A 15347-nucleotide genomic window follows, 5' to 3' on the forward strand; every position below is an offset into this window, starting at 1 on the left:
TGCTAAATAATATTTGTTCCTTTGCAACATGAAAACAGGGATTGGATGGTAAAAGCCTTTCTAACATCCCTAGTTATTCACCTATAAAGATTGAAAAAGTATGAAGAAGCTTATATTAACACTCATTGCAACACTCGTTCTCAGTGCCTCTGCAAATGCTATGAGTTACGAGCAGGCTCGCATACAAGCCCTCTTCTTAACGGACAAGATGGCTTATGAATTAAATCTGACCGAGGAGCAATATGAAGCCGCATACGAGATAAATCTCGATTACCTCATGAGTGTAAACTCTATGGTTGACCTCTATGGAGCTAACTGGACGCATCGTAATATGGATTTCAACTACATCCTCTGCGATTGGCAATATAGAGCTTACATGGAAGCTAATTACTTCTATCGCCCATTAAGGTGGGATGCTGGTTACTGGCACTTCAGTGTTTACGCAAGATATCCACGTCGTGATTACTATTACTTCGGTCGTCCAAGTTTCTATTCTGCTTATCGTGGAGCTCATAGTTGGCGTATGAATGGTGATAGAAGTTGGTATTATGGCAGAGATCTCTTCTACGGAAGAAACAATAGTAACTATTATGGTATGCGTGACAACTTCAATCGAGGATATTATAACAGGGGTTACAACAATTACAGCTCATACGATTATAATTATCCACAAGACAATCGTCCACGCAGCTTCGGAAATCAACAACGGAGTACATTTGAGGGTTCTATGGGTATGAATCGTACTTATGAGCCACGTGAAAGTTCTACCCGTACAACTGTTACACGCCCTAATAACAATAGTGGATTTGGTGCAGGTCATAGCTTCGGAAATGCTACTAGAGGTAATGAACCAACACGTTCTTTTGGCAATCCAAGCCCATCTTTCAGTACACCAAGAGGTAGTTTCGGTAATGGTTCGTCGTTCGGTGGTAACAGATCAATGGGTGGAGGATCATCAAACAATGGTTCTGTCTTTGGTGGACATAGATAAACAAAGAATTAAAAGAGAGTTATAAAAATAGGTGTAAATACTAAAACAACCACTAGAAAACTTAATTAGAGAGTTACAAAACATAGCTGACAAGCTATTTAATGACAAGACTCAAAAAAGGTTTAAATACTAGAGACTAGATATTGATAGTAATTAGTTCATCTTAAAAGGTTTTAGATTGTGAAAGAGGATTTCATAAGAAAGAGAAAAGAACACTAAGGATTAAAAGAGATGTAACAATCAGAGAGTTATTTAAATGAAGGAGAGAGGAGCCTCACGAGATGTGACGCTCCTCTTTTATTATGCTCTTTTCGGCTATTGATAACCATAAATTCTATTATACGTCACATTCTTCTGTCTTATAAGATATGCCTATTACATTGGAAAGGTGCATCTAAGGAAATAAGAAAGTATGTATATGTCGAAGAAAAAATAGTTTATTTTTATCAAAAAACTATACTATTTCGTGCGAAAAAATAGTCTAATTTTATATGTGATAAAGTTTCTTCTCCAGTATTGAAGATCATTGATTGCAAGTGAGAATGGTTCCTTTTAAGATGTAGATAGTCCTTATAAAAAGTATAAAAAAGAAATAAGGGAAACTTCTCTGGTGCCCTCGTTTTCTCTTATAGATTATTGGTTAAAACATTTCCAAGTATGAAATAAAATATTTAAATTTGCAGAAAAATAGGTGATGCAGTATCAAGTGACTTGTAATAAGTGCCATCGTTCATTTGCTATTACCAGTGATGGAAGCGATAGGATGCATTGTAATTGCCCTTATTGTGGGCAGCCTTTACTTGTAAATTTGCCTGCAATAGCCCAGCCAGTAATGCCTTCTGTACAGTCAACTAATTATGATGTGCAGGATAAAGGCGGGGACAATTCTTCTATAAAGGTTCTGTTATGTGTGTTAATTGTCCTATTTCTTGGAGGTTTTGCTACCTTTGGCTTTATTTATTGGCAGCAACAGCAAGAGAATGAAAGGAAACTTTTTGCAGCACAACGCAAGGCTCATGCAGACTCTGTTATGCAGATCCGTACAAAGCAGCAGATGCAGGAAGCTGCAGTAAAACGCAAGGCTGATGAACAGAAGTCTGTCTGTTCTTTTCTAGATTCATTCTATCGGAAAGCTGTATTTATATCAGGTGATCCAAGTTACTATGTACGTTATTTAACCCCATATTGTCAACAAATGGTGTTTGGAGTTGATGCTTATGATGAGGGTGAGGATGTATGGGGTGAATGGTGGGCTGCCTTTGGTAATTTCAATAATGAGTACGACTTCGATGAATTGCGTCGTAATCTACAAATTACACCATTAGATGATGACTGGTATAAAGTTCGCTTATCAGAGCATGGTATAACGGTGTTTAGAAAGATAAAAGTTCAGGTAACAGATGGACATGTCCTTATTGATGACGTTAGATAAAACGAATGAAAGGAGGTAATTAGAGAATGCAATTTCAAATTATTTGTAAACATTGTCATCGTTCTTTCGTGATAACATCAGACGGAGGAAAGACTTTGAAGTGTAATTGTCCTTATTGTGGAGAGAATATGGTTGTTGCTACTCCTAATACAGAACAGTTCGTACAAGGTGCTTCAAATGCACAAGTTGTGCAGGATTCGTCGTCTGTTTTCATGGATAATGTCGCAAATAAAGCAATATTACAGACGAAAAACTGTAAGTCTATAAGTGGAGTAGGGAAGACAACAATAGTCGTTTTTACAATTTTGTTTGTTGGTATTTTGATCTTATCTTCACTCTTATATATTATATTTTCAGCTATGTCGAATTAAACAATAACACTCAAATTATGAAACAAACAAAGATAGTATGTTCAATTAGTGACAGACGTTGTGATGTTGACTTCCTTAGGAAACTTTTCTTTGCAGGTATGAATGTTGTTCGTATGAATACAGCTCATGCAACTCCTGAAGGGATTCGTGAGATTATTCGTAACACACGTACAGTGTCTCCACACCTCGCTCTTTTGATAGATACAAAAGGTCCAGAAGTAAGGACAACTGGGACAGATAATCCTATTCATTATAAAGTAGGTGATATGGTGAAGATCTTTGGTCGCCCAGAAGTCGATACAATGAAAGATATTATAAACGTTTCTTATCCAGACTTTGCTCGTGATGTAAAAGTTGGTGATCATGTGCTTTTTGATGATGGTGCTTTGGATATGTTAGTTGTCGAGAGTTCTGGTCCTATGTTGGTTGCACAGGTACAAAACGAAGGTGATTTAGGATCACATAAGAGCGTAAATGTACCTGGTGAGCATATTGAGTTACCGGCTTTAACAGAGAAAGATAAGCGAAATATTCTTTTGGCAATAGAGGAGGATATTGACTTTATTGCACACTCTTTTGTGCGTTCCGCTGCTGATGTATTGGAAGTTCAAAAGATACTTGATGAGCATAACTCGGATATTAAAATCATCTCGAAGATTGAGAATCAAGAGGGAGTTGATAATATTGATGAAATAATCGATGCCTCTTATGGTATTATGATTGCACGTGGTGATTTAGGTATTGAAGTGCCAATTGAACAAATTCCTGGTATTCAACGTAGTATCATCAACAAGTGTATTTTGAAAAAGAAACCTGTGATTGTGGCTACGCAGATGCTACACACTATGATTAACAACCCACGACCTACCCGTGCAGAGGTGACAGATATTGCCAATGCTATCTATAGCCACACAGATGCATTGATGTTAAGTGGTGAAACAGCTAGTGGTAAGTATCCTGTTGAGGCTGTACAGACTATGGCTCGTATAGCTGAAGCTGCTGAAGCTGATGCACACCAGCGTGGACATATAAACGTTCCTATGACAAACCTTAATGACCAGCGTGAATTTCTGTCTAGAAGTGCTATTGAGGCGACAGAGCAGTTGGGAGTGAAAGGTATTGTAACTGATAGTGAGACTGGTTTGACAGCTCGTAACCTTGCAGCTTTCCGTGGTCCTAATCCTGTATTAGCTATTTGTTATAAGGAGAAGGTACAGCGTTGGTTGAACCTTAGTTATGGTGTTATTGCCATTCACCAACAGCAACATAAATCTAGCCAAGAGATGTTTATTGCAGCTTTAAGAATGCTACGTCAAAAGGGATACATTGATTTGGAAGATAATATAGCCTATCTCTCGGGGTCTTTCGGAGGTGGAGGAACAACTTTCCTCGAGATTAATAAGGTGGGAGAAGTGTTCAATCGTAGTTATCGTTTCCACTTGCCTGAAGAAGAAACATTCCCTGTTGGGAAAGAAGAAAAATAGTTATTAATTATACGAAAAGGTGTCTAGAATATAATTCCAGACACCTTCTTTATACTTTATGATTACTTTCCCCTTCTTTACTGACTAGCGTTACTATTTTGACTTCAGTGCTAGTTATCCTTGATATAAAGATTTAATCCCACCCATGATAAATCTACCATGGTCGTAATTGTATCTCTTTAAGGGTAGAAAAGATATATTCTATTCTTTTTAAGTCTTATAGAATTGCTATTTTCTTTACTCGGCGTTCATGTCTACCACCTTCAAAACTTGCTTTGAAGAACTCATCAAGAATCTTCTCTGCTGTCTTATTATCAATGAAGCGACCAGGAAGGACAACTACATTTGCATCATTGTGCTGGCGTGTTAACTCTGCAACATCCTTGTTCCAAACTAATCCTGCTCGTATACCTTGATGCTTGTTTAGTGTCATTGCCATACCTTCTCCACTCCCACAGATAGCAATACCTGGATAGACTTCACCATTTTCAATGGCCTCTGCTAATTGATGGGCGTAATCTGGATAATCACAGCTTAAATCACTATTACAACCAAAGTCCTTATATGCATACTTGTGTTGTTCCAAATATTGGATAACAAATTGCTTCAATGGGAAGCCTGCGTGGTCGCAAGCTATTCCTACTTTTTTAATTTCCATAAGCTGTTTAGGTTTTACGAACCAGCCTGTCTTGGGGACAGGTGGTTCAAGTTAAACTATTGTGCTAGATATTCTTTGACTTGTTTGTATAGATTCTCTGGGGTAAAACCGAGTTTCTCATCCAGTACTTTATAGGGTGCAGAGAATCCAAAGCTATTGAGTCCGAAGACTTTACCATTTGCTCCAACGAGACCTTCAAGGGTAACAGGTAAACCTGCAGTTAGACCGAAAATCTTTGCATATTGGGGTAAAATAGCTTCTTGATACTCTTTGCTTTGACGGCGGAAAAGTCCTTCTGAAGGAGCACTAACCACACGGACTTTTATTCCATCATTGCGTAGTAATTCTGCTCCTTCGACGCAGGTCGATACTTCCGAACCACTTGCAGCAAGGATAACATCGTAATCTTCGTCTGATCCTTTGACTATGTATGCACCCTTCCGAGTTCCCTCATAATTAGTTCCTTCTGGTAAGCTCTTTACATTCTGACGTGAGAAGATAAGTGCCGTAGGCGTATCCATATTCTCCATAGCCATCTGCCAACAGATGGTTGCAGCATCACTATCGGCTGGACGAAGAACGCGTACTGAATCTTGACCAGCATGGTTCTGTAACTTCTCCATTAAGCGAATCTGTGCTTCCTGCTCTACTGGCTCATGCGTAGGACCATCTTCTCCAACGCGGAATGCATCGTGACTCCATACGAATTTTACAGGTACTTGCATGAGTGCTGCCATACGAATAGCAGGCTTCATATAGTCTGAGAAAACGAAGAATGTTCCCATTGCAGTGATAACACCACCATGTAGCATCATACCGATACACATACATGCCATAGCTAATTCACTTACGCCAGCTTGGAAGAAAGCACCACTGAAATCGCCACGAGTAAATGAATGAGTCTTGTTCAGAAAACCATCTGTCTTATCAGAGTTACTGAGGTCAGCAGAAGATACTATCATATTAGGTACTTGCTCTGCAATTACCCCAAGACAAGCTGCTGAACCATTACGTGTCGGAATATCACGTTTTTGAACTAAACCACTCCAATCTATTTTAGGAGCCTTACCTGAGAACCACTGTTGGATCTGCTCTGCCTTTGATGGATTCTGCTTCTTCCACGCATCCTCTGTAGCATGTCGCTCAGCAACAATCTGTCTTAGTTCAGCATTGCGATCATCGTATAGCTTCTGTACTTCTGGGAATATCTTGAATGGATCATTGAGGTCTCCACCAAGGTTCTTTATCGTGTTAGTATAAGCTTCACCACCAAGTGGTGCTCCATGAGTCTTTATGTTATGTTCGTAGCTACTGCCGTCAGCTTGCAAGGCTCCTTTACCCATTATTGTTGCACCAATAATAAGGGTTGGGCGTAATTCCTCCTTATTTGCAGCGATAAGTGCAGCACGGATAGCTTCTGGATCATTACCATCTATCTTTATGACATTCCATCCCCATGCCTGATACTTCATTGCTGTATCTTCGCACATAACAGCCCCACATTCTGTTGAAAGTTGGATATCATTAGCGTCATAGAACATGATGAGGTTATTAAGACCTAGATTTCCTGCCAATCTTCCGACTTCACTACTGATGCCTTCTTGTACTCCGCCATCAGAGATGTAAGCATATATTTTGTGTTGCATCATAGTGTGACCAAGTCGAGCCTCAAGGAACTTCTCTGCTATAGCAGCACCTGCAGCATAGGCATGTCCTTGTCCTAATGGACCAGAAGAGTTCTCTATGCCGTGTGCTAAGTCACGCTCAGGGTGTCCTGGGGTGATAGATCCCCATTGACGGAATTGTTTGATGTCATCAATTGTGAACTTCCTTTGAAGTGTTAGCGCTGCATAGAGCATAGGAGACATGTGACCAGGATCGAGGTAAAAGCGATCGCGTCCAGTCCATTCTGGCTGATCTGGGTCATAAACGAGAAACTCAGAGAAAAGAACGTTGATAAAGTCTGCTCCGCCCATAGCACCTCCCGGGTGTCCAGACTTGGCTTTCTCTACCATTGAGACTGCTAGAATTCTAATGTTGTCCGCTGCGCGGTTCATCAGTTCCTTGTCATTCATATAGATTGGATTTAAATTTGATAATGCAAATATAGAGATAAATGTGGAGACCTCAAAATAATAAACTTACATTTTTATAAAAATGTTTTTAGATGCTGCTAATAGTATTTTAAGATCATAATAGAGTTATTCTACTTTTCACGATACTTATAGTTTATAAACAGAACAATCCTTATATGCTTGCTTGTTGAAGCGATATAGAAGGGCTCCTCTTTTACTAGTTACTTTATCTATAAGACTCGTTTGCTCTATAAAATCAACTTGTTTAATGCGCTTCCTAAAGTTACGTTTATCAACCTCTGTACCTAAGATCGCTTCATGAACATGTTGCAATTGGGTCAAAGTAAATAGTTTGGGCAGCAGACTAAAGCTAATAGGAGCATTGTTGAGGAGCTTGCGTAATTGTTCCAAAGCTAGTTGTACCATTTTCTGATGATCGCCATATAGTTCTTCTAGATGGTCTAATTCAAGCCATTGTAGGTCATTTTCCTCCATAGCTTGATGGTTATAATCTGTTGCATTGATGAGTGCACAATAGGCGATGGAGATAACTCTATCACCTGGATCACGATCTATTTCACCAAAAGCACCGACTTGTCTCATGTAGGGATTCTTAATACCTGTGCATTGATATAATACACGATTAGCAGCCTCTTTCAAGCTCTCGTCTTCTTTTACAAATCCTCCATACAAAGACAATCTGCCACTTTCTGGTTCTACTTTACGCTTACCGACAAGTAGTTTAAGCTTTTTGTTTTCAAATCCTAGGACTATACAATCCACGGAGACTAATAGTTTGGGTTCTCCTTGGTAATATTCATTCATGTTGTAGACATTTATAATAGAGATGTAAAAATACTAATTTTTATGATTATAATCACGTTTTTATCCGTTTATTTTGACTTTCTCAAAGTAAAAAGCCATAAGTCTTTATGAGCTTATGGCTTATACTTTTGCAATTATAACTATCAGAGTTAACAAACCTTATGAGAGCCTTCACTGATGATTACAGGATAGATCTCTGGTTCGTGTCCATATTTTGCATTGAACTTTTCGGTTACATTCTTGATGAAAGTCTCATACAAGTCGTCTTTTACAAGATTTATTGTACAGCCACCGAAACCGCCTCCCATAATACGAGAACCAGTAACACCATTCTCTTTAGCAACATCGTTGAGATAATCAAGTTCCTCACAACTAACCTCATACTCCTTGCTTAAACCATAGTGCGTCTCGTACATCTTCTGTCCAACTGCCTCATAGTCACCGGCGACGAGAGCATCGCAAACAGCAAGTACACGATCTTTCTCGCCCAGTACGAAATGTGCGCGCTGATAGTCCTCGGCACTAACTTCTGCTTTTACAGCCTCTAGTTCTTCCCAATTAGCATCTCGCAATGTCTCGAACTTCTTATTAGGGAAGTGCTTACTAAGTGCTGCGACAACATTCTCACAACTCTTACGACGGTCGTTGTAAGGACTTCCTGCCAACTCATGTTTAACCTTTGAGTTTACGAGAACCAACTTGTAACCTTTTGGATCAAATGGGAAGTACTCAAATTCACGACTCCTACAATCTAGGCGCATGAGCTTTCCTTCTTTGCCAAAGACGCTGGCAAATTGATCCATAATACCACAGTTAACACCGATGTATTTATGTTCTGTTGCCTGACCTGCCAATGCAATATCCCATTTAGAAACCTTGTTGTCAGCAAATAAATCATTCAGGGCACAGCCAAAACAACTTTCCATAGCAGCAGAAGAACTCATACCAGCACCGAGAGGAACGTCACCAGCAAAGGCAATATTAAATCCTTTTACATCAACACCAAGTGCTTTAAACTCCTGAACCATACCATAGATGAATCGTGCCCATGTAGCGCGTGGACCTTCTGGATCGTCTACCTTAAATTCAACTCGGTCTTTCAAGTCGATAGAGTAACACATTACAGAATCTGTTCCGTTAGGTCTTACTTCTGCCATGATACCCTTATCTACAGCACCAGGGAATACGAAACCTCCATTATAATCTGTATGTTCACCAATGAGATTAATACGTCCTGGTGAGAAATAAATATTACCAGTCTTGCCGTCAAAATGTTTAATGAAACGACTTCTTACAAATTCTATGTCCATGTTAGTTAGTATATTTTAAAATGATTGTTAGGGTTTTTATTTTACATTTATGTTATAATAGCAGACAATTCAAAAGGAATTATCTGCTATTAGAAAGGGTATTTTTGTTATGCTTTCTTAGCTGGGCGAGAGCCAATCAAAGCGAAGAAGAGGATATAAGCTAACATTGCAACGATTAGCCAATAGCTCTGAATATCACCAATCTTAGTTGCCATGAGGTTCTGAATCAATGGCATGACACCACCACCGACTACCATAGTCATGAACAAACCAGAGGCTGTTGCTGTGTATTTCCCAAGTCCTTCTGTTGCGAGGTTGAATATTACGCCCCACATTACGGATGTACAAATTCCACACAAGATGATGAACAATACCTTTGTTGGAACTTCTGCATGTATCAATGTACTCTCGGCAAGGTTAGGTACTGTAAGGTTCATCTTGCTACCTTCTGGTGTGAATATTGCAATTAAAAGGAGGGCAATAGCCACCACAGATGTTACTGTTAACTGTGTGCGAGAAGAAACTTTACCGCTGATGAAAGCACTTACAAAACGACCAACAAGCATTAACAACCAATATATACCAGCAATGAGACCAGCTACAGCTGCACTGCCAAGAACACCGCCTTCAGATACTGGCTCACTCAGATAGAATAAGAGTTGTCCAGGAATACCCACCTCTACACCAACATAGAAGAAGATAGCAATAATTCCTAAAACAAGTTGGCGATAAGCCAAAGCACCCTTAACACCACCAATGACATCTGCATGCTCTGTTTCTGGCTCGGTTAGTTGGGTGAACCAGACGATAACAAATGAAGCTGCAAAGATACCTAATGCGATAAGAAGTAATGGTGTTACTACTTGCAGAGATGTGCCTTTTGTAATCTCACCAATCATTGAGCCCGCAAGCATAGGGGTTAATGTTGCTGCGAGAGAGTTCAATGATCCACCAGTTTGAATGAGCTGATTACCACGATTACCACCGCCTCCTAGCAAGTTAAGCATTGGATTGACAACAGTATTAAGAATACATACACAGAATCCGCAAATGAATGCTCCAAGTAGGTAAACGACGTATGTACTGATAGAATTACCATCCATTGTACTTGAAACGTATTGCACTCCAATACCTACAAAGCCCAATGCTAAGGCAACAAGAGCAGTCTTCTTGTATCCGTATTTAGTAATCATCATACCAGCTGGGATGCCCATGAATAGGTATGCAGCAAAGTTCATCATGTTTCCCATCATACCTGCCCAATCATAGTGTTGTTTCCAGATTGTGCCAAAAGGTGCCGCCATGTTGGTGACGAAAGAGATCATTGCGAATAGGAACATCATAGTGATGATTGCCACTAGAGTTCCTTTCTTCTTTGTTTGATTTTCCATTGTGTCTAGTTTATTTTTTTGTTTATTAATTCATAAGATGGTTATTCCTCCACTCCAAACTTATAGATTGTCTTCTGCCTGTAATCCTTACATGGCTCCAAGATAACTGATGGAAAATAAGGATGGTTAGGGCTATCAGGGAAGTGTTGAGCCTCAAAACAGATAGCACTACGGCGTGGGAAGGTTGCTCCATGCTGTCCTTTGTATCCATCTGCCCAGTTATCTGTGTACACCTGAACGCCTGGTTCTGTTGTATAAACCTCCATTGTTCTACCGCTATGAGGCTCTTTGATTCGTGCAGCAAACGACAGTTCTCCCTCTTCCCTCTTGTTCAGAACGAAGCAATGATCATAACCAGCTCCATTCTTAATCTGCTCATTGTCAGCATCAATATCTCGTCCAACGGGTTTCATCTGACGGAAGTCAAAAGGCGTATCTGCTACCTTTCTTATCTCACCTGTTGGTATAGAAGTCTCGTCAATAGGCAAGTAGAAATCAGCATTAATTTGACATTCTAGGTCATTGATAGTGGGTGTTGGGTTAGCAATACCAGCCAAAGAGAAGAATCCATGACTGGTAAGGTTAATGATAGTCTTCTTATTTGACTTAGCGAGGTATTTGATAACTAGCTCGTTATCGTTTGTAAATGAATAGGCAACCCACACTTCGACCTCACCCGTGAAACCCTCTTCTCCATAAGAGGATGTATATTTCAATACAACAGCGTGTTCGTTTACCTGTGTTGCATCCCACACCTTTGCATTGAATCCCTGTTTGCCTCCATGCAGCGAGTTAGGACCATTGTTAATGGCAAGTTTATATTCCTTGCCATTGAGTTGGAATCTTCCTTTTGCAATGCGATTGCCATATCGTCCAATAAGAGTTGATAGATAAGGTTCGGGAGAATTGATAACGTCTTGAATGTTATCATGCCCTTGAATGACATTGGATAGGTTTCCATTTCTGTCGGGAACCATTATTGCGACAATAGCACCACCGTAGTTTGTGATTGCCACTTCGTTTCCTTTTGCATTCTTAAGGATATAGAGGTCTGTTTTCTTTCCATCAATAGTGGTCTGGAAGTCCTCTTTTTTCAGTCCACACACATATTGTGTCTCTGCGGTATTTACCATGACGTTTGTTTTTAGTTACTAATTCAATGAGTTGCAAAGTAAATAAAAATAAACGAAAGTCACAAACTTAACCTAAAGAAATGATATTTACTATTGTGTTAAAAACAATTAATCAACACTCTTTCCTTTGCTTTCCAGAAGTGCTTTTATTGCTTAATCAGCATATCTTTAATGCTTTTCTTTTTATAATCGAATACTTCTTCTGATTCTTAATTTGGTTTTGTTCTTATAGAATTAGACAACAAGTTTAAAATGAAGAGACGCTCTTTTTGATGGGATAAGAGCCTTTCCTTGTCGTGAAGAAACGCTCTTCTCTGTTTAAGAAGGGCGTTTCTTTCTTCTCTTTCTATTAATCTCTATTAATAAGACAGCATTTCATTATAGACCGACTTGTTCTTTATTGTTGTGCATTCACATGTCTTGTTTGAAACATCTATCCTTCGTGGATGTTATAAGAGATGTCCTTTTGAATTTCTATTGCAAGCCTGTTAGTAAGTCAGCAACCACATAGCTAGACCCACCAACAAATATGAATTCATCTTTGTCGGCATCAGCAAGAGCTGCTCGATAGGCTTCCATTACTGTTGGATATTGTTTTCCTTGTAAGTCGTAAGCATCAGCAGTTTCGGAAATCTTATGTACAGGGAAGGCACGATGCGTACTTGGTTGTGTCCAGTAGTACACGGCATCATCGGGTAACATACCCATGACAGAGTGTAAGTCCTTGTCATCCACCATACCAAAGACGATTCTTCTTTGTTTGCAAGGCGTATGCTTGATTTGTTGAGACAGATATTTCCATCCGCCAGCATTGTGTCCTGTGTCACAAATCACTAATGGTTGTTTCTGAATTGTCTGCCATCTACCCATGAGACCAGTCATCTCACAAACGTTCGCAAAGCCTTTTTCTATACTTTCAGTATTCTTTATCACACCTTTATTATATAGGTGCATAGCTGCAGTAAGTATGGTATTGGCATTCTTCTCTTGATAGCTTCCTCCTAATTCACCCTTAATATGACCGAAGAAACGGGTTTCGTATGCACGTCCCCCACCTGGTAAAGCCTGCGAAGAGAGTACTGCTGGGATGTCTTCAGCAAATACGATCAATGAATCCATCGTCTGTGCCTTAGCCAAAAAGACCTTTTGTGTCTCGGGCACAGCCTCTCCGATGATTACTGGTACACCTTGTTTTATGATTCCCGCCTTCTCTGCTGCAATCTCACCAAGCGTATTTCCAAGGAATTGAGTATGGTCAAGAGAAATGTTCGTAATGATAGAAAGGATAGGAGTTATAATGTTCGTGCAATCCAATCTGCCACCTAATCCCACTTCAATAATTGCTATATCGACCTTTTGGTCAGCAAAGTGTTTAAAGGCCATAGCGGTTGTTAGTTCGAAAAACGAGGGATGTAATGGTTCAAAGAAACTGCGTTCTTGCTCAACAAAATCGATTACCTCTTGTTCAGAAATCATCTTTCCATTTACTTTGATACGCTCCCGGAAGTCAATAAGATGCGGACTTGTGTAAAGTCCAACCTTATATCCTTCAGCCTGTAAGATGGCTGCTAAGGTGTGAGAACATGAGCCTTTACCATTCGTTCCTGCGATGTGAATGGTGAGAAAGTGGGTGTGCGGATGACCAAAGTGCTCGTCTAGAGTGCGTGTCGTTTCTAATCCCTCTTTGTATGCGGAAGCACCAATATGCTCAAAAACAGGGGTGCTATTGAATAGATATTCTACTGTTTCTTGGTAAGTCATGTAGTGTGTTATGTTTGTAATCTTGGGCGTTTGACAATGGATATAATAACATTTAGTCCCATTAGCTGTTACAGTCTAATGGGACTAATACCATTCATCTTACAATCAGCTAGTCGACTTGTAGAATGAATCTAAGGCGTTAATTAAACAATTTCTTGAAGTTTTCAAAGATAGAACGCTTCGTATTCTTATCACCACGGAAGTTCTCGCTGTCACGCAATTCCTCAATGGCTTTCTTCTCAGACTTCGTTAGCTCCTTTGGAACATAGATACTGATATGTACGACAAGATCGCCAATTCCAGTGCCATAACCCTGTACGGCAGGTAGTCCCTTGCCCCTTAGTCGAAGTGTCTTACCCGGTTGTGTGCCTGGTTCAATCTTAATCTTTACGTTGCTTCCATCAATAGTTGGAATCTCAACTTGCCCTCCGAGTACAGCCGTTGGGAAGTCGAGTAGGAGGTTATAGATAACATTTTGTCCATCACGAACGAATGTTTCATTAGGTTCCTCTTCGATATACACTTGTATATTACCAGTCACTCCGTTGTGCTTTCCAGCATTTCCTTTGCCAGGAACGTTGACCACCATACCTTCAGCAACACCTGCTGGGATATTGATTTCGACAACTTCTTCACCTTTGACAACACCTTCACCTTGACAATGAGTACACTTGTTCTTGATGATCGTACCCTCTCCACCACATACATGACAGGCTGTTTGGGTCTGAATCATACCAAACATACTTTGTTGAGTACGTATCTCTACACCAGAACCATGACAATTTGGACAAGTCTCGGTGCCACTTCCACCTTCTGCACCTGTACCATGACAATGCTCACAGGTGACGTCTTTGCGCACTTTAAACTTCTTGGTAACACCTGTAGCGACCTCTTGTAAGGATAAGCGAACCTTCAGTCGGAGGTCAGAACCACGATATTTAGGTGCTTGTTGACCACCGCCTCCAAATCCGCCAAAGCCTCCGCCGTGCCCTCCGAATACATCTCCAAACATGGAGAAGATATCATCCATAGAGAATCCACCTGCTCCACCGAATGGGTTGCCACCGCCAAATCCACCGCCTGGAGCATCAAATCCGAATTGATCATACTGCTGGCGTTTCTGCGGATCATGCAATACATCGTATGCTTCCGCTGCCTCTTTGAACTTGGCTTCAGCCTCGGCATCACCAGGATTGCGGTCAGGGTGATACTTAATAGCTAGTTTCCTGTAAGCCTTCTTAATCTCATCTATAGAAGCACTCTTGCTTACTTCGAGTACTTCATAGTAATCTCTTTTAGCCATCTTGTTTATTGTCCTACTGCTACCTTAGCGTGTCGGATAACCTTATCATTCAATGTATATCCTGTTTGAACGCAGTCTATTACCTTTCCTTTCATGGCATCTCCCATGCCAGGAACCATGGCAATAGCTTCGTGGTAATCAACATCAAAGTCCGTATCGTTCGTTTCAATCTTCTTTACTCCCAGTGTCTCCAATGTCTTGAGGAACTTTTTGAAGATGAGTTCAAAGCCCTCTTTGATAGCTACTGGGTCTTCTGTCTTGTCAGAAAGAGCACGTTCAAAGTCATCTAAAATAGGTAGGATAGAGGAGATAGTCTTCTCACTTCCATTTAAGATTAGCTCTGACTTCTCTTTTAACGTACGTTTCTTATAGTTGTCAAACTCGGCTACTAAACGGATATACTTGTCCTTCCATGCTTCAGCCTCACTCTGTGCAGCTACTATAGGATCAGTCTTCTCTTCTGAAGAAGATTCCTCTGAAGAATCCTTTTCATTGTTATCTTCAGTTTGTGTATTCTCTTCGTTCATAGTAGACTCATCATAGTTCTTTTCCAACTCTTCGCCTTCTATGTTTATTTTCTTTTCTTTCTTGCTCATATTAAAGTACTATTAAT

At 40.1% G+C, this 15347-nt stretch carries 12 protein-coding genes; 3 read left to right on the forward strand and 9 right to left on the reverse strand.

All coding sequences use genetic code 11. From position 1 onward, the window contains the following. Positions 1 to 100 precede the first annotated feature (100 nt). From HMPREF9969_RS03960 to pyk, 3 genes are all read left to right on the forward strand, one after another. On the forward strand, positions 101 to 991 hold the full coding sequence (locus HMPREF9969_RS03960) for a hypothetical protein (RefSeq protein WP_009434550.1): 891 nt from the start codon (positions 101 to 103) through the stop codon (positions 989 to 991). A 694-nt stretch (positions 992 to 1685) separates the two neighbouring features. Beyond that, the gene (locus HMPREF9969_RS03965; protein ID WP_009434600.1) at positions 1686 to 2423 is read left to right on the forward strand and encodes a hypothetical protein; all 738 of its coding nucleotides are present in this window, start codon (positions 1686 to 1688) and stop codon (positions 2421 to 2423) included. A 388-nt stretch (positions 2424 to 2811) separates the two neighbouring features. Next, entirely contained in the window at positions 2812 to 4278 is a 1467-nt protein-coding gene (pyk, locus tag HMPREF9969_RS03975; protein ID WP_009434607.1) for a pyruvate kinase, read from the forward strand. 217 nt (positions 4279 to 4495) lie between these two features. Here the strand turns inward: pyk and rpiB are convergent, their stop codons facing one another. The 9 genes from rpiB to HMPREF9969_RS04020 form a co-directional block, all read right to left on the reverse strand. Next, positions 4496 to 4936, reverse strand: coding sequence for a ribose 5-phosphate isomerase B (gene rpiB, locus HMPREF9969_RS03980; protein ID WP_009434582.1), 441 nt, complete (start codon positions 4934 to 4936; stop codon positions 4496 to 4498). A gap of 56 nt (positions 4937 to 4992) precedes the next feature. Beyond that, positions 4993 to 7011 carry a transketolase family protein gene (locus tag HMPREF9969_RS03985; protein WP_009434587.1) on the reverse strand — a complete coding sequence of 673 codons (2019 nt, stop codon included), beginning with the start codon at positions 7009 to 7011 and terminating at the stop codon, positions 4993 to 4995. Between the two features lie 147 nt (positions 7012 to 7158). Next, a complete protein-coding gene (locus HMPREF9969_RS03990) occupies positions 7159 to 7836 on the reverse strand; it encodes an NUDIX hydrolase (protein WP_009434589.1) in 678 nt (225 codons plus the stop codon). 149 nt (positions 7837 to 7985) lie between these two features. Further along, complete coding sequence (gene galK, locus HMPREF9969_RS03995) at positions 7986 to 9146, reverse strand: galactokinase (RefSeq protein WP_009434569.1); 1161 nt, start codon at positions 9144 to 9146, stop codon at positions 7986 to 7988. A gap of 107 nt (positions 9147 to 9253) precedes the next feature. Continuing rightward, positions 9254 to 10537: an MFS transporter gene (locus HMPREF9969_RS04000; protein ID WP_009434612.1), complete on the reverse strand. Its 1284-nt coding sequence runs from the start codon at positions 10535 to 10537 to the stop codon at positions 9254 to 9256. Between the two features lie 41 nt (positions 10538 to 10578). Continuing rightward, the gene (locus HMPREF9969_RS04005; RefSeq protein ID WP_009434603.1) at positions 10579 to 11670 is read right to left on the reverse strand and encodes an aldose epimerase family protein; all 1092 of its coding nucleotides are present in this window, start codon (positions 11668 to 11670) and stop codon (positions 10579 to 10581) included. A 474-nt stretch (positions 11671 to 12144) separates the two neighbouring features. After that, a complete protein-coding gene (locus HMPREF9969_RS04010) occupies positions 12145 to 13431 on the reverse strand; it encodes a bifunctional folylpolyglutamate synthase/dihydrofolate synthase (RefSeq protein ID WP_009434548.1) in 1287 nt (428 codons plus the stop codon). A 139-nt stretch (positions 13432 to 13570) separates the two neighbouring features. After that, the gene (gene dnaJ / locus HMPREF9969_RS04015; RefSeq protein WP_009434545.1) at positions 13571 to 14734 is read right to left on the reverse strand and encodes a molecular chaperone DnaJ; all 1164 of its coding nucleotides are present in this window, start codon (positions 14732 to 14734) and stop codon (positions 13571 to 13573) included. Positions 14735 to 14739: 5 nt separating this feature from the next. Next, the gene (locus HMPREF9969_RS04020) at positions 14740 to 15330 is read right to left on the reverse strand and encodes a nucleotide exchange factor GrpE (RefSeq protein WP_009434571.1); all 591 of its coding nucleotides are present in this window, start codon (positions 15328 to 15330) and stop codon (positions 14740 to 14742) included. Positions 15331 to 15347 lie beyond the last annotated feature (17 nt).

Source organism: Prevotella sp. oral taxon 306 str. F0472, from assembly GCF_000257925.1.
In the GTDB taxonomy this organism is placed as follows: Bacteria; Bacteroidota; Bacteroidia; order Bacteroidales; family Bacteroidaceae; genus Prevotella; species Prevotella vespertina.

Bases quoted from the DNA above. Each gene is read 5' to 3' on its own strand.
- HMPREF9969_RS03990 (WP_009434589.1), bottom strand. From the start codon at position 7,836: ATGAATGAATATTACCAAGGAGAACCCAAACTATTAGTCTCCGTGGAT.
- rpiB (WP_009434582.1), bottom strand. From the start codon at position 4,936: ATGGAAATTAAAAAAGTAGGAATAGCTTGCGACCACGCAGGCTTCCCA.
- HMPREF9969_RS03965 (WP_009434600.1), top strand. From the start codon at position 1,686: ATGCAGTATCAAGTGACTTGTAATAAGTGCCATCGTTCATTTGCTATT.
- HMPREF9969_RS03985 (WP_009434587.1), bottom strand. From the start codon at position 7,011: ATGAATGACAAGGAACTGATGAACCGCGCAGCGGACAACATTAGAATT.
- HMPREF9969_RS03960 (WP_009434550.1), top strand. From the start codon at position 101: ATGAAGAAGCTTATATTAACACTCATTGCAACACTCGTTCTCAGTGCC.
- galK (WP_009434569.1), bottom strand. From the start codon at position 9,146: ATGGACATAGAATTTGTAAGAAGTCGTTTCATTAAACATTTTGACGGC.
- HMPREF9969_RS04000 (WP_009434612.1), bottom strand. From the start codon at position 10,537: ATGGAAAATCAAACAAAGAAGAAAGGAACTCTAGTGGCAATCATCACT.
- HMPREF9969_RS04005 (WP_009434603.1), bottom strand. From the start codon at position 11,670: ATGGTAAATACCGCAGAGACACAATATGTGTGTGGACTGAAAAAAGAG.
- HMPREF9969_RS04020 (WP_009434571.1), bottom strand. From the start codon at position 15,330: ATGAGCAAGAAAGAAAAGAAAATAAACATAGAAGGCGAAGAGTTGGAA.
- pyk (WP_009434607.1), top strand. From the start codon at position 2,812: ATGAAACAAACAAAGATAGTATGTTCAATTAGTGACAGACGTTGTGAT.
- HMPREF9969_RS04010 (WP_009434548.1), bottom strand. From the start codon at position 13,431: ATGACTTACCAAGAAACAGTAGAATATCTATTCAATAGCACCCCTGTT.
- dnaJ (WP_009434545.1), bottom strand. From the start codon at position 14,734: ATGGCTAAAAGAGATTACTATGAAGTACTCGAAGTAAGCAAGAGTGCT.